This is a genomic window from Capnocytophaga endodontalis, from assembly GCF_002209445.1.
Classification (GTDB): domain Bacteria; phylum Bacteroidota; class Bacteroidia; order Flavobacteriales; family Flavobacteriaceae; genus Capnocytophaga; species Capnocytophaga periodontitidis.
Genome location: NZ_CP022022.1, coordinates 744,757 through 760,632, shown reverse-complemented (window position 1 = coordinate 760,632; position 15,876 = coordinate 744,757). Strand labels below are relative to the sequence as shown.

Sequence of the window (15,876 nt, the reverse complement as noted above, 5' to 3'; positions counted from 1 at the left end):
TAAAAAACATATTTTTTCAATTGACAATTGACAATTAATAATTAACAATTGTTGTGACTAACATTTTTGTAAAAACGAATGCTACGCGAAAAGTCTACGGGTGATTAGTATTACTCGGCTATGATGTTACCACCGTTACACCTGTAACCTATCAACGTAGTCATCTCCCACGACCCTTAAAAGAAATCTCATCTTGTGGCGGGTTTCGTACTTATATGCCTTCAGCACTTATCCCATCCGCACTTAGCTACTCTGCTATGCCCTTGGCAAGACAACAGATACACCAGTGGTGCGTCCAACTCGGTCCTCTCGTACTAGAGTCAGATCCACGCAAATTTCTAACGCCCACAGTAGATAGAGACCGAACTGTCTCACGACGTTCTGAACCCAGCTCGCGTGCCACTTTAATGGGCGAACAGCCCAACCCTTGGGACCTTCTCCAGCCCCAGGATGTGACGAGCCGACATCGAGGTGCCAAACCCCCCCGTCGATGTGAGCTCTTGGGGGAGATCAGCCTGTTATCCCCGGCGTACCTTTTATCCTTTGAGCGATGGCCCTTCCATACGGAACCACCGGATCACTATGCTCTACTTTCGTACCTGATCGACTTGTGGGTCTCTCAGTCAAGCTCCCTTATGCCATTGCACTCTTCGCACGGTTACCAAGCGTGCTGAGGGAACCTTTAGAAGCCTCCGTTACTCTTTTGGAGGCGACCACCCCAGTCAAACTACCCTCCACGAATTGTCCCCTGCACTCTGCAGGGTTAGACCTCAGATAAGCAAAGGGTGGTATTTCAACAATGACTCCACAACTACCGGAATAGCCGCTTCTTAGTCTCCCACCTATCCTACGCATCACTTATCCAAGACCAATACGAAGATATAGTAAAGGTGCACAGGGTCTTTTCGTCCCACTGCGGGTAATCGGCATCTTCACCGATACTACAATTTCACCGAGCTCATGGCCGAGACAGTGTCCAAATCGTTACACCATTCGTGCAGGTCGGAACTTACCCGACAAGGAATTTCGCTACCTTAGGACCGTTATAGTTACGGCCGCCGTTTACTGGGGCTTCAATTCAAACCTTCGCTTACGCTAAGCTCTCCTCTTAACCTTCCAGCACCGGGCAGGTGTCAGACCCTATACTTCATCTTTCGATTTTGCAGAGTCCTGTGTTTTTGATAAACAGTCGCTTGGACCTTTTCACTGCGGCCTATCGCTAGATAGGCGACCTTTCTCCCGAAGTTACAGGTCTATTTTGCCTAGTTCCTTAGCCATGAATCTCTCGAGCGCCTTAGAATTCTCATCCCAATCACCTGTGTCGGTTTACGGTACGGGCATTAATCTTCGCTTTTCTTGGAAACGTTGTCACCACTCTATCACCTCGGCCGAAGCTTCAGTGTACTATTAAAGCTATAACTGCTCCTTTAACGTACTATTCCGTCAGTACGCGGTAGTTATCTCGTTCCGTCACTTTTATTAGATTAATGGTACAGGAATATTAACCTGTTGTACATCCACTTCCCCTGCTCGGGTGCGCGTTAGTCCCCGACTAACCCTCAGCTGATTAGCATAGCTGAGGAAACCTTGATCTTTCGGCGGGCAGGTTTCTCGCCTGCCTTATCGTTACTTATGCCTACATTTTCTTTTCTATCAGCTCCACTATGGCTCACGCCTTTAGCTTCCACGCCTATAGAATGCTCCCCTACCGGTATATTACTTAGTAATAACCCCATAGCTTCGGTAATATGCTTATGCCCGTTTATTATCCATGCCCAACCGCTCGACTAGTGAGCTGTTACGCACTCTTTAAATGTATGGCTGCTTCCAAGCCAACATCCTAGCTGTCAGTGCAGTCAGACCGCGTTTGGTCAACTTAGCATATATTTGGGGACCTTAGCTGATGGTCCGGGTTCTTTCCCTTTAGGATATGGACCTTAGCACCCATACCCTCACTGCTGATGAGCATTTAATAGCATTCGGAGTTTGTCAGGAATTGGTAGGCGATGAAACCCCCGCATCCAATCAGTAGCTCTACCTCTATTAAACTCACACCAACGCTGCACCTAAATGCATTTCGGGGAGTACGAGCTATTTCCCAGTTTGATTGGCCTTTCACCCCTACCCTCAGGTCATCCGAAGTCTTTTCAACGACAACCAGTTCGGTCCTCCACGCTGTGTTACCAGCGCTTCAACCTGCCCAAGGGTAGATCACCAGGTTTCGCGTCTACTACTACCAACTATTTGCGCCCTTTTCAGACTCTCTTTCGATGCGGATTCGTATCTGAAATACTTATCCTCGCTGGTAACAGTAACTCGTAGGCTCATTATGCAAAAGGCACGCTGTCACAGCCGTAGCTGCTCCAACCGCTTGTAAGCGTATGGTTTCAGGGGCTATTTCACTCCGTTATTCACGGTTCTTTTCACCTTTCCCTCACGGTACTAGTTCACTATCGGTCTCTCAGGAGTATTTAGCCTTACCGGATGGTCCCGGCAGATTCAGTCAAGGTTCCACGTGCCCCGACCTACTCAGGATTCCCTTAAGGTTTATATCGCTGTGCCTATACGAGACTTTCACTCTCTATGGTGTGTCTTTCCAAACACTTCTAATCCAGCTCTACAACCTATATCAGGGTCCTACTACCCCGCATTGCCGTAACAATACGGGTTTGGGCTGTTCCCATTTCGCTCGCCACTACTTTGGGAATCACTTTTGTTTTCTTCTCCTCCGCCTACTAAGATGTTTCAGTTCAGCGGGTTTGCTCACCTTTACGGTGTAGTACATCTTCAATGTACTGGGTTGCCCCATTCGGATATTTGCGTATCATCTCGTATGTGCCAATACACGCAACTTTTCGCAGCTTATCACGTCCTTCTTCGCCTCTGAGAGCCTAGGCATCCCCCATACGCCCTTACATAACTTTTCGCGCTTGTAGTTTTATTCAATTAACAATTATCTATTATCAATTAAATAAATACCTCGTTCTCTTTGATTCTTTTTAATATTTTTCGTTAGATTATCAATAATCTATTATTGATCTCTTATGCTTTTTATCCCAATATGTCAATGTACGTTTGTTGTGGAGAATAAGGGATTCGAACCCTTGACCCCCTGCGTGCAAGGCAGGTGCTCTAGCCAGCTGAGCTAATTCCCCGTGCTTAATGACGAGTTACGAATTACGAATTACGATTTACGCTATTCGTCTCTCTTCAGCTCCTAGAATTTCCTTCTTTAGCTTGTAGTCCCAGGCAGACTCGAACTGCCGACCTCTACATTATCAGTGTAGCGCTCTAACCAGCTGAGCTATGAGACTTTGTTCTAATTAGCAAATTTGTAAATTAGCAAATTTGCAAATTTTATTTTGTTGTCAGCAAGATTTAAAGAATCAATTAATAATTAATAATTAACAATTAATATTCTTCCTTTTGTCTTTAAATTTCGGTTTTCTCTAGAAAGGAGGTGTTCCAGCCGCACCTTCCGGTACGGCTACCTTGTTACGACTTAGCCCCAGTCACTAGTTTTACCCTAAACAGCTCCTTGCGGTGACCGTCTTCAGGTACTCCCAGCTTCCATGGCTTGACGGGCGGTGTGTACAAGGCCCGGGAACGTATTCACCGGATCATGGCTGATATCCGATTACTAGCGATTCCAGCTTCACGGAGTCGAGTTGCAGACTCCGATCCGAACTGTGACCGTCTTTATAGATTCGCGCCTGCTCACGCAGTGGCTGCTCTCTGTAACGGCCATTGTAGCACGTGTGTAGCCCAAGATGTAAGGGCCGTGATGATTTGACGTCATCCCCACCTTCCTCACGGTTTGCACCGGCAGTCCCATTAGAGGGCTCGACCTTACTCGTTAGCAACTAATGGCAGGGGTTGCGCTCGTTATAGGACTTAACCTGACACCTCACGGCACGAGCTGACGACAACCATGCAGCACCTTGAAAACTGTCCGAAGAAAAAGGTATCTCTACCCCTGTCAGTCTCCATTTAAACCTTGGTAAGGTTCCTCGCGTATCATCGAATTAAACCACATGCTCCACCGCTTGTGCGGGCCCCCGTCAATTCCTTTGAGTTTCATTCTTGCGAACGTACTCCCCAGGTGGGATACTTATCACTTTCGCTTAGCCACTCAAACTCGCGTCCAAACAGCTAGTATCCATCGTTTACAGCGTGGACTACCAGGGTATCTAATCCTGTTCGCTCCCCACGCTTTCGTCCATCAGCGTCAATCAATTGTTAGTAATATGCCTTCGCTATCGGTGTTCTGTGTAATCTCTAAGCATTTCACCGCTACACTACACATTCCAACTACTTCACAACTATTCAAGACTAACAGTTTCAAAGGCAGTTGCTCAGTTGAGCTGAACGATTTCACCCCTGACTTATTAGCCCGCCTACGGACCCTTTAAACCCAATGATTCCGGATAACGCTCGCATCCTCCGTATTACCGCGGCTGCTGGCACGGAGTTAGCCGATGCTTATTCGTAAGGTACCGTCATCAAAGTACACGTACTCCTTATTCTTCCCTTACAAAAGCAGTTTACAACCCATAAGGCCGTCATCCTGCACGCGGCATGGCTGGATCAGTCTTCCGACCATTGTCCAATATTCCTCACTGCTGCCTCCCGTAGGAGTCTGGTCCGTATCTCAGTACCAGTGTGGGGGACATCCCTCTCAGAACCCCTATCTATCGTCGCCTTGGGGAGCCGTTACCTCTCCAACTAGCTAATAGAACGCATACTCATCTTTTACCGCCGTAGCTTTAATAAGTGCACGATGCCGTGCTCTTATACCATAGGGTATTAATCCAAATTTCTTCGGGCTATCCCCCGGATAAAAGGCAGATTGTATACGCGTTACGCACCCGTGCGCCGGTTTCAGCCCGAAGGCTTCTCCCTCGACTTGCATGTGTTAGGCCTGCCGCTAGCGTTCATCCTGAGCCAGGATCAAACTCTTCATCGTTAAATTCTTTTATTTCTTTAACCGATTTGTTTTTTTGTAGCGGGCGTATAGCATACGCCCCTACGAATTGACTTCAGGTTTCACTCGATTCTTTAAATCTTTTTTGTGCTGTACAACATTATGTCAATGTACGTGTTGTTTCTTAGTTTGAGACCGTGTTTTGTCTCATTTGCGGGTGCAAAGGTACGGCGTTTTTTTAAACTAGCAAATTTTTTGAGCGTTTTTTTTAAGATTTTTTTAATTTATTTTTTAAGTGGTTGAGAATCAATAGAGATTTACAAGAGAATCTCGGTGAGACTCCGAGGTGTCGGAGGGGTGCGAGCTGTGCGGGCGAGGATGGGGTGGGAGCGGTGGGAGAGAAACTCGGAGGGACTAGGAGAAACTCGGAGGGAATGGGAGGGGTGAGAGTTTTTTTCGGGGGGGATGTGAGTGATGGGAGTGGTGGGAGTGGTGAGAGCGGTGAGAGTGGTGGGAGCGGTGAGAGGGGTGGGGGTTAGAGAAAAAGAGGGTGGTGGTGGGATTGGGTGGTGATGAAAGTGTGGGAGTTGTGCGGGCGGATAGGGAATTAGGGAAAGAGAGGGTGGTGGTGGGAGCGGTAAGAGCGGTGGGAACTGTGGGAGGGGATGAGAATAAAAGGGGCTGTCCTAAAAGTTTTTCTTGAGGGGGCGTTTGCAGCACATACCCAGCTATCGCTGGCTTTCCTACATAACACACTCTAAAAGTGATTGATTATCAGTGCTATAGACTTTGTCAAAGTTTTGCGACTTTGACAAAGTTTATGATGCAAAAGCGATTTTTAGACTTTTCGGACAGCCTCTTTTTAGGTAAGAAAAAATGTTTTTTTATTGTATTTCTACATCGCTATCTTTTATGTAGATGAGTTCGTAAATTTTTGCTCCTTTATTATCGATGTAGTCTTCGAACTTACCTGAAACAGTTACTTTTTGACCATCTTTTTTTAGACTATCAGTTTTTGCTTTTGAAATGCTAGCACTATTTGCTGGGAAAAGTTTTATTTTATTACCATCGGATAATGTGATGTAGGAATCTGTATATTTACCATTTTTTTGAGTAATAATAGTACCTGTAAGTTTTACATATTTACCATCGGCATAGTTAGCTATAGTGGCTGTAGAAGCATCTAAGGCTTCATAAGTGGGGGTAGCAGGGGCTTGACCAAAAGTTACATCTTCTGCTTTGGTATATTGAATTTGTTTTGTTCCATTATGTAAGCCAAAGGTTCCTTTTATAGTAACTTCGTAACCACCCATTGCAATTTTTTCTTTAGTTTCATTGATGTTTTTAGTACTGGAATAAACTTGTATTAAGGTACCATCTCCTAATTTGAAATAGCCCTTACCTCCTTTAGATACTAATACACCGTGCATAGTAACAACTTTATTTTCTTCAAAAACAGCTACTGTAGCGGTACTTGCTTCTATAGTTTCTGCTGGTGGTTGTGGGTTGTTATTACCTGAGCCCCATACTAAATCACTGTCTTGCTCATAAGCGATTTGAAGCGTAGTATTATGTTTGCCAAAAGTACCTGTTACAGTAACTTCTTTGCCATTTACTTTGAGGTTATCTTTATTCTCTTTACTAATTTTACTGAAGTTTTTAGTGTACAATTGTATTTTGGTGCCATCACTAAAAAGAATATAGGCTCTGCTTCCTTCTACCTTAAGATTACCGTGTAGTTTTACCTTTTTACCTTCTACGAAGTTGGCGGCTGTAGCGGTACTGGCTTCTACAGTTTCAACGGTTGTATTGGTTTGAGTATTGGTTTGGGTACCGGTAGAGGTGCCTCCGTTGACTACTATATCAGCGTAGTTGCTAATCATAAACTGCCAATTTTGACCGTACTTGGTGAGTATCCCTGTGACATCTAAAGTTCCTGCAGGCACTTTTTCATCTTTGAATTTGGCATAACGGCTGGTTCTAAAAGGAATTGTATTGCCTTGTGCATCGGTAAGGGTGTAGTCTGTTCCTTGACGGGTATCATTGGCTTTTTGATGCATATTTTTACCTACATCTTCCGTTTTGAAGTGTACTCCTTTAAGGGTGATGAGTTGGTTGATATTGGCTTCTACCTTTAATGTATTTATAGAAGTATCGGCTTTAGCGAGTTCGGCTAAAGTTTTACGCACACCTCCTTTATCGAAAAGGTGATTTTTAGCGATGGCTTCTGACATTCGTCCTACACTGGTTCTTCCGTTATTTGCTTGGAATATACCACTTCCAAAGTCAACTCCACCATTGTTTACTTGTGAGGTGAGACCTTTGAGTCGCAATTGTACTTTGGCACCTAATGGGAAATCGGTATATAGACCTGTTTTATTGATAGCGACGGTAACTCCTTTGGTTTTATCTTCGTTTTGGATATAAATTTTTTGATAGAAGTTACCAGCTTCGTCACTGGAGATTACATAACCTTCGATTGCCTCGTCGGCTCCATAAGTAGTTACATTTGTAACGGCTTTACCTATGGCTGTATCGAAGCTTACTACCTGACCACTAAAAGGCGGTAGTGTTTTTTCGCCTTCAGGGTTAGGGATGTCATAATCGTCGTCCTTTACACACGATGTGATTGCGAATAGCGACAATAGGGCTATCGCTGTGGGTTTTAATGCATTTAGTTTCATATTGTTGTTATTTATTAGTTTAGCCACTGACTCACTTACTCGGCAATTGCCGTGCACATACCCAGCTGTGAGCTCTCGCTGGCTCCCCCGAAGGGGGACAATCCGCAAAAGGGATTCAATGGGGCGATTTTTAATGTTATTTGTTAGTTTGTCACCTGATTAGAGACTTACGGCTAAATTAAGCATATAGGTACGTCCGTAACCTACGAAATATCGGTTACCGAAAGAAGGGACTCCTTGGGCGTTATCTTGTAGCATTCTGCCATAGTTAGCTGTACGTGATTGTTCAAAACCTCCTGAAAGGAATTTGGTATCGAAGAGGTTGTTCACGCTTGCCATTAGGTTGATATAGGTTTTCTTTACGCGCCAAGATTTACCAGCGACGAGGTTTACTAAGAAGACGTCGTCTAAGCGTTCTTGTTTGAGGAGTTGACGAGCTTTATCGAGGTCGATATTAGAGTAAGGTGCTTTGGTAGCAGGGTCGATAAAGAACTGAGAGGTGCGGTTGAGGGCAGATAGCGATACGTAGTTTTGGGCTAAGAAATTGGCTGTTGCGCCTACCCACCAATATTTAGGATTACGGTATTCCAACCCTAATGAATAGGCTTGTTGTGGCCCGCTTGGCACGTGGTAATTTTTCATTTTGACCTCGTCGATAGCTTTATTTACATCACCTGCTGAAATGTAGAGCGATGGATTATTGATATAGGTGTATTGCCCTATAGCAGCCACTGCTGTAAGTTTTACAGTAGGGTGCAATTGCGCTTCGGCACCCAATTCTAATCCGAAGTGGCGTTTTTTGATGCCATCGATGGTTTGTGCCACAAAATCTTTGTCGATTTCATCGGTAAGGGCGGTTTCGGTATAGAAGAAGTTAGTTTCGGCAGTGTTTTCAATCTCGGTAAAGAAGCCTGTGAGGCGACCTTTCAAGAAAGAGGAGCGCAATATATAGCTTGCATCGGCGGTATAAGCCATTTCGTTTTTGAGATTAGGCAATATTCGATTGGAGTTGCGCACATTAGGATAGATATTGCGCAAGGATTGTGGGGTGTTGAAATAGCCTACATTGAGTTGCAAGAGGTGGCGACCAGTGAAGGCATAAGTAATTCCAGCTTTGGTACTTACCCCGTTTTGCACTTGCAAGGCGCCTTTGCCATACGAATCGCTGTAAAGGGGGTAGTTGTATTTACCCTCGCGTTGTACATCGGTGTAGTGATAACGACCAGCGATGAAGAGTTCGGCTTTTTTGAAGGTAAATTCTAATTGAGAGAAAGCCTCGGCTACATTGCTTTTTAGGCTATAGAAGTAATTCCATTTATCGCCTTTTTGTTTTTTCATATCTGCCTCATTGGCATCGTAAGGTTTGTTCTCGAAGTAATCGTAGTTCACAAAGTACTGACCTCCGAGCAAGTCGTTGATTTCGGCGAAGTTATCGGAAGAGATATTGCGATATACGACTCCTGACGTCCATTTGATGAAGTCGTGAATAGGCATTGCAAAATTCACGTTGGCAGAAAGGGTGCGTTCGCGGTTGATGTCGTTGCTCACTATAAAAGTACTGTGTTTATCGGCATTGTTATAGTTAGCATAGTACAAGTTTTCCCAATTGAGTTGAGAGTTAGCCAAGATATAGTTTTTTTGTTCTTCGGCGGCTACAAAGTCGGGGCCTGCATTTTGGTTCAGATAATAGCTTGGCATATTTTTATAGTAGTTAGGTTCGGGGTTTTGGGCGTTCGCATAAGCGATGCGGGTATTGCCAATTTCGCCGAACTGATAGCCTAAGTCGATATTCAAACGCGTATTGTTTTTCAAATAGTTATATGAAAGAACGAAGATAGGTTCGGAGATAATGCGGTTGCGAGAGTTGCGTTTGTCACCCATTTGTCTGCCCCAATAAGGGTTGTATTGGTAGCCGAACAAATCGAGAGCTTCGCGAGTGAGAGGAGAGCTTTTGCCGCGTTTCACGGGAGAGAAGAGTCCGATGAGGTTGAAGCTGTGATGATCGTTGAGTTGGTATTCAACGCCGCCAGAGAAAGCATAAGCGTTGTAGAGCGTTCCATCGACCCAAGTGCCTTGAGGGGCGAAGCGTCGGGAGGCGGATACCATAAACGACAAGCCATTGCGGAGTACACCTGAGTTGTAGGTAGCCATCAATCGACCGGTATAACTGCGGTTGCTTGCTGAAGAAGTAATGCGAAGGCCAGCGCGGTTAAGTGAGGGGCGAATGTTGATGTAGTTAGAGCCCATTAGACCGCCGAAAGTATAGTCGGATTTTGAGAGTCCATTGCTGTACTCTTGGTTGCGAGTGATGTCGTTGAGACCTCCCCAATTATTCCATTGGGCGCGACCATTTTCAAATCGGTTCATAGGGATACCATTGATGAGTACAGTTACATCTTTGGAATCGTAACCACGAGGTTTGAAGAAAGCAGAACTAAAATCGAAAGCTGCACGTCGCATAAACACATCTTGAGAGCTTTGCAAGAGACCTGACATAGCATCGGCACCGCTCTCATCGTCTTCGAGTTCAGATTCGTTGATTACAGCCATTTGTTCGGATTCTTGAACTAAATCGGCTGTTAGGCTCACTTCAGGCAGTTGCTGAGTGATTTTTTCCCCTCCTACAGAGACCAATTGCTCTTGACGGGTATAACCATTAAGTGAATAGATGATAAGGTATTCGCCTTCGGGAAGAGAGAGGGCGTATTTTCCTTTTCCATTGGTAGTTGCTTGCCAAGCAGAAGCATTGACGTGTACTTTCACGCCTTCTAAAGGCTTTTTGCTCAATTCATCTACTACCGTTCCTTCTACTCGCCATTGTGCAAATGCCGAAGCTGACATTAGCAAAAGTATGAACAAATAAAATTTCTTAAACATAATAAGGTTGATTTCTTGTATTAGGAGACAAAGGTACAACAATAAAAGTAAATAACCAAAAATAAATCATAAAATTATTTTATCGTGAGTTTATTGTAGTTAATTATTTGAAAATCAGTAAAATATTTTAAATCACCCACGAATTTCACAAAATTGCACAGCTGGGTATGTGAAATAGGAATTTGCACAAAAATTGGGGTTGAAAAAGTGATGTTGTGATGAGGGGGAGAGTCTCGGAGAATCTTGGAAAAGCTCGGAGAAGCTCGGAGAGTCTTGGAGAAGCTCGGAGAATCTTGGAGAAGCTCGGAGAGGGGGGATAGAAAAAGCTGACTAAAAGGGTGTATTTGTGAGAGTGTTTTTGAGGGCGTTGGTGGGAGTGTTTTTGAGGGCGTTGGTGGGGCGTTTGCAAAACGCCCCTACATAACATTGTATAAAAGTGGTTGAATATCAGGGTAATCAAATTTAATAAAGGTTGTAATATGATAAGCAATTAAAAATCTTGGAAAAGTGTAGGGACACCATTTTCGACTGACGGTGATAGTATTATCTTACATATAAAAAGCCTTTTTGCTGTTCTTCTTTTCCGTGTTTGCTGTAACGAACGATATAGAAATAAGTGCCATGAAGGGCTTTGTTATTGCCTATAAAACCTTTGACATTGGCATAACCTCTAAAATAATCGCCATTTTTGCCATAATGTTCATTTTCATATACTTTTAAGCCTGTTTCATCGAAAATAAGGAGATGAATAGGGCTATTATCATCTGCTCCTTCTACGGTAAAATAATTATTCGTATTCTCGGTAGAAACGCCATTGTAGATAACAATGTTTTTCTCTGGCTCTTGCTGTGGTTTTTTTGCTATGGGTCTTAGTGTAATGGTTTGCTTGTGTACTGACTCATTAGCACAATCGTCTTTGGCTACCCAAGTATATATTATTTTATTGGCAAGGTTTTCTTTGGTAGGAACGACTTGAAATGTACCTTTACAATTATCGGTAGCGGTAAGAGTAGCTCCAAGAAGTATTTCAGTTCCTTCATCAATCGTTGTATCTTGAGGTAAACTCCCTACAAAAGTAGGTTTTTGGGTATCATTCACTACGATTGTTTGTTGATAAGTAATGGTTTCACAGCCATCGTAAGCCTTGAATGTGCGCTGAATGGTAAAGCTATTGGCACAAGTTCCAGCGAGCTTTTTATCTGTATGGGTAATGGTTGCTGCTCCACAACCTCCTTCGGTTGTAGGGTTGACAGGTGCAGGTATCTCATTAGCACATTGAACGGTTACATTTTTGGGTTTGCTATTCTCTACAAAAGTTAAAGGAGAGGGCGTTCCTGTTTTCCTTTTAATTTTAAAGCCTCCATTGGGCACTGATTTTCCGTTAAAGATTTTATAAGGCGCTACATTGGTGATAGCAAAAGCGATATGGTCTATCACTTCCACTTTGATAACCCCCGCAGGAAGTTGGATTTTTGGTTGTTTACCCCATTCTACTGTACCTATCTCGATATTGGGAAGCATAATTTCGCAAGTACCATCGTTTTCGGTGCTTTCTACCAAAGTATATTTAAAAGTCTTACCTAAATCATCGGAAAGGAGGATGCGCACTTTGCTATTGGGGTCAAAGAAGTTAGGGTCTACTTGCCAATGAAGTGTTATTTTATCACCCCCTTGGTACTCGTCGTTCATTCCGTTAGTGATAGCGAAAGTTTTACCGTCGGCGATGTTCACCTTTACAGCTACCATATCGTAATTCACAAAGTGTTGGGGCGCAGGATTAGAGGTTGCCACCCAAAAGAGGTGTTCGCCTTTTGCATTGGGACGTGTATACTCTATAAAGCCTCCTAAATCGCTGTATTGTGTTTGGAAAGTGATAGGATTTCCGCCTATTTTCCCCTTACGAGTGAGGAACTTAGGATCGTTTACTCCTGCCCTACTGGTGAGTTGTGCTGTGTAATAAATAGGGAGATTGTTAGGGCTTGTCGCCTTGATACGGAATTGGAAATAAGTATCTTTAGGAATGGTATAGGTTTCTTGTAGTTTTGTGCGATCAATTGTAGGGAAAGAGCTTTCGGTTTTGATACCATAAACGTAATTGAAATTACTCACATCATTCCCATTGCGGTTTACTAACTGAGTGCGCTGAGAATCTTTGAAATAAGACCTATTGACAATCCCATTGCGTATTTGATAAGCGGTAGGGAGTGAAAAGAAAGCCCCATCGGGGAAATTGTTGCTATAGCCCATCAGCGATTGACCGTAGCGAGGTTCTGTATAGAGAGAGTTACCTGAGTAGACGTTTTTAAAAGTGTGATCGGCACCAAATAAATGTCCGATTTCGTGAGCGATGGTTGCATTTTCGGCTATTGCCGAAGCCCCTCCTTTTCTTACAAGGCGGAATCCTCCAGAAAAGAAAGCGAGTCCTGACAAGGTAGCATCGGTGCCAGGAGCGATTACAATTCCTATGTCATACTGTTTATCGCCAATGAGTTCATTAATCTTTTCAGTAGAATTTTCGATGATATCTCGTCGCGATTTTTGATTGTACAACTGCTTAGTAGCTTCCTGAATAATAAGTCGGTTATCATCTACAATGCTGAATTTCACTCCTATATCGCGTACATATACCTCGTTGAGAAAAGTTTCGAGGTTGAGCAGGAAGTTTTTTACTTGTGTGATATCACTGCCGAAAGTATGGGCAAAATCGTAGTAATCAACCAATACTGCCAAGCGATAGAGATAGAGAATCCCCTCGGGGTCGTTGGGCATTAGAGATGTAGCGGTTGTAACAGGGCGCGCAGTAGGGCTGTTTTGAGGAGAAGGAAAATGAGAGGTGTGCTGGTGAGTATCGGTACCACATTTTGCATTGGGATTATGGCGAAGTCGCTCTTTTGCTGATAGCTTACCTTGCTGTGAGCCTGTAAGTTGGTAGGTAGTCCCTTCCCATTGCAAGCTACCAGAAGCCTCTTTATTAGGGTGTACTACCAAAGTAGCCACAAACTGGTTTTGGCTGTAGCCTACAAAGGTGTGAATATCTTTATTTTGCTGAGAGTTTTCGCGCTCTTGCCATTGGAGATTAAGGGTTTCGCCATTAGGAAGAGCAATATTCCATTGTGCTTGAGCAGTGGTAAAACTGAGGTAGAGGAATAAATAGATAATATGTTTCATTTTAATTTGGTAATGTTTTGAAAGGGGGCGTAGTACGACTAACGATTGGTAGTTAAGGTGAGTTCAGCGTAAGTAATTATTTAACAATCAGCAAAATATTTTTAATCTCCCACGAATTTCACGAATTTTCACGAAAATGGGATTGTATAAAACTCTTTACTTTATATTATCTCACGAATTTTCACCTGACGGTGAATTATTTTGTGAATATATTACGATATAAAACTGTAAATCAATATTCTGTTATATCGAACTAACGTTAGTTAGAGAAAAACTCCCCCTACTCAATAGTAAGAGGAGTTTTTAACATATATCATTTAAATATATAAATTACAAGGCTACGCGTTTGAAAGCTGTAATCTCTACATTTTTAGATTTTACAAAATCGGATACTTTTTTGCTTTCGTCATAGATGTACACTTGGTCGAGAAGAGCTTTCTCTTGGTCGAGGGTAGTGTTATCGGAGATGAAGCGTTGTATCTTACCAGGAAGGATTTTATCCCAAATTTGTTCTGGTTTACCTTCAGCTTTCAATTCAGCTTTAGCATCGGCTTCAGCTTTAGCTAATACTTCAGGAGTGAGCTGTGCTTGTGAAACGTATTGAGGTACGTGTTTGAGCGGTTTGCCCAAGCGGTGTAACTCTTCATTTTCTTTTTCGATGATAGCGATGCGTGCTTCGGTTTCTTTAGCGATGTACTCAGGAGAGAAATCTTTGTAAGAAAGGGTTTCAGCACCCATAGCAGCGATTTGCATCGCCAAATTTTTACCTACTTCGGCAGCATCAGCGATAGCAGCTGATAAGCCTACGATAGCAGCGATTTTGTTGCCGTGGTGGATGTAAGAACCTACGAAAGGAGCTTCTACTTTTTCGAAAGCACCGAGTTCTATTTTCTCACCGATCACACCTGTTTGTTCGAGGAGTTTTTCGGCTACAGTAATGCCTTTGTAGTTAAGGGCAAGAAGTTCGTCTTTGCTATTTACAGTAAGAGCGAGATCAGCTAAATCTTTAGCGAGGGCTACGAAATCGGCGTTTTTGGCTACGAAGTCGGTCTCACAGTTGAGAGAGATGATAGCACCTACCGTGTGGTTAGCATTTACTTGAGCGATAGCAGCGCCTTCTTTAGAATCGCGGTCGGCACGTTTAGCGGCTACTTTTTGACCTTTTTTGCGCAATACTTCGATTGCTTTATCGAAATCGCCTTCGGCTTCGATGAGGGCAGCTTTACAGTCCATCATACCTGCGCCGGTAGCTTGGCGGAGTTTATTTACGTCTGCGGCGGTAATATTTGCCATTTTTATTAATGTTTATCCTCTCCCCAGCCCTCCCCCGAGGGGAGGGAGAAGCCGGTGAAAGTAAGTTAAAAAATAATTTTAAGGCTTTGACAAAGTTAGGGACTTTGTCAAAGCTTATTTGATTTATTCGGCTGTATCAGCTTCTTTGTTAGCGTCGGCAGTTCTGCTAGAAAGACCTTCGTTTACAGCTTCGGTGATGTAAGAAAGAACTTTTTCGATAGCTTTAGAAGCGTCGTCGTTAGCAGGGATAGCAAAATCCACCTCACGAGGGTCGGAGTTTGTATCTACCATAGCGAAAATAGGAATGTTTAATTTTTGCGCTTCTTTTACAGCGATGTGTTCACGGAGAGTATCGACTACAAATAGAGCACCAGGGAGGCGAGACATATCGGCGATAGACCCTAAGTTTTTCTCGAGTTTTTCGCGCATACGTTCTACGTGTAGTTTTTCACGTTTTGAAAGGGTATCGAAAGTACCGTCTTTTTTCATTTTATCGATAGACGACATTTTCTTTACAGCCTTACGGATGGTTACGAAGTTAGTAAGCATACCACCAGGCCAACGCTCGGTGATGTAAGGCATTTTTACTGAAGTTGCTTTTTCGGCAACAACGTCTTTAGCTTGTTTTTTGGTAGCCACGAAAAGCACTTTTTTGCCAGAGGCTACGATTTTTTTGAGGGCTTCGGTAGCCTCTTCGATTTTAGCAGCGGTTTTGTACAAGTTGATTACGTGGATACCGTTGCGTTCCATATAGATGTAGGGAGCCATATTAGGATTCCATTTGCGGGTAAGGTGGCCGAAATGTACGCCTGCATCTAATAAATCTTTAATTTCTATGTTATTTGCCATTTCTTTTTAAATAGTTTACGTTCCTACTATTAGCAATAGCTTGGAGAGGTTTTATAAAAATGGAATAACCGCCTGAGCCAT

Annotated in this window: 6 protein-coding genes, 2 tRNA genes and 2 rRNA genes; all 10 read right to left on the bottom strand. The window is 43.4% G+C overall.

Annotation, left to right across the window (positions count from 1 at the left end; translation table 11 throughout):
- Positions 1-84: 84 nt before the first annotated feature.
- Positions 85-2,927 (bottom strand): 23S ribosomal RNA (locus tag CBG49_RS03700).
- Between the two features lie 154 nt (positions 2,928-3,081).
- Positions 3,082-3,155 (bottom strand) — tRNA-Ala (locus tag CBG49_RS03695).
- A gap of 85 nt (positions 3,156-3,240) precedes the next feature.
- A tRNA-Ile gene (locus tag CBG49_RS03690) sits at positions 3,241-3,314 on the bottom strand.
- 139 nt (positions 3,315-3,453) lie between these two features.
- Positions 3,454-4,966: ribosomal RNA gene (locus tag CBG49_RS03685) — 16S ribosomal RNA — on the bottom strand.
- The 16S and 23S rRNA genes sit together here with 2 tRNA genes alongside, the layout of an rRNA operon.
- A 372-nt stretch (positions 4,967-5,338) precedes the next feature.
- Entirely contained in the window at positions 5,339-5,680 is a 342-nt protein-coding gene (locus CBG49_RS15735; RefSeq protein WP_157668361.1) for a hypothetical protein, read from the bottom strand.
- Between the two features lie 128 nt (positions 5,681-5,808).
- On the bottom strand, positions 5,809-7,608 hold the full coding sequence (locus CBG49_RS03675; protein WP_088595248.1) for a DUF5689 domain-containing protein: 1,800 nt from the start codon (positions 7,606-7,608) through the stop codon (positions 5,809-5,811).
- A gap of 159 nt (positions 7,609-7,767) precedes the next feature.
- Positions 7,768-10,485: a TonB-dependent receptor gene (locus CBG49_RS03670; RefSeq protein ID WP_088593427.1), complete on the bottom strand. Its 2,718-nt coding sequence runs from the start codon at positions 10,483-10,485 to the stop codon at positions 7,768-7,770.
- A gap of 543 nt (positions 10,486-11,028) precedes the next feature.
- Positions 11,029-13,653, bottom strand: coding sequence for a zinc-dependent metalloprotease family protein (locus tag CBG49_RS03665; RefSeq protein WP_088593426.1), 2,625 nt, complete (start codon positions 13,651-13,653; stop codon positions 11,029-11,031).
- Positions 13,654-13,983: 330 nt separating this feature from the next.
- The gene (gene tsf / locus CBG49_RS03660) at positions 13,984-14,946 is read right to left on the bottom strand and encodes a translation elongation factor Ts (protein WP_009413948.1); all 963 of its coding nucleotides are present in this window, start codon (positions 14,944-14,946) and stop codon (positions 13,984-13,986) included.
- A 123-nt stretch (positions 14,947-15,069) separates the two neighbouring features.
- Positions 15,070-15,795 (bottom strand): 30S ribosomal protein S2, encoded by a 726-nt coding sequence (gene rpsB, locus CBG49_RS03655; protein WP_088593425.1) that lies wholly within the window; start codon positions 15,793-15,795, stop codon positions 15,070-15,072.
- Positions 15,796-15,876 lie beyond the last annotated feature (81 nt).

Excerpts from the sequence above, each read along its gene's own strand:
- CBG49_RS03665 (WP_088593426.1), bottom strand. The coding sequence starts at position 13,653 with ATGAAACATATTATCTATTTATTCCTCTACCTCAGTTTTACCACTGCT.
- rpsB (WP_088593425.1), bottom strand. The coding sequence starts at position 15,795 with ATGGCAAATAACATAGAAATTAAAGATTTATTAGATGCAGGCGTACAT.
- CBG49_RS03670 (WP_088593427.1), bottom strand. The coding sequence starts at position 10,485 with ATGTTTAAGAAATTTTATTTGTTCATACTTTTGCTAATGTCAGCTTCG.
- tsf (WP_009413948.1), bottom strand. The coding sequence starts at position 14,946 with ATGGCAAATATTACCGCCGCAGACGTAAATAAACTCCGCCAAGCTACC.
- CBG49_RS03675 (WP_088595248.1), bottom strand. The coding sequence starts at position 7,608 with ATGAAACTAAATGCATTAAAACCCACAGCGATAGCCCTATTGTCGCTA.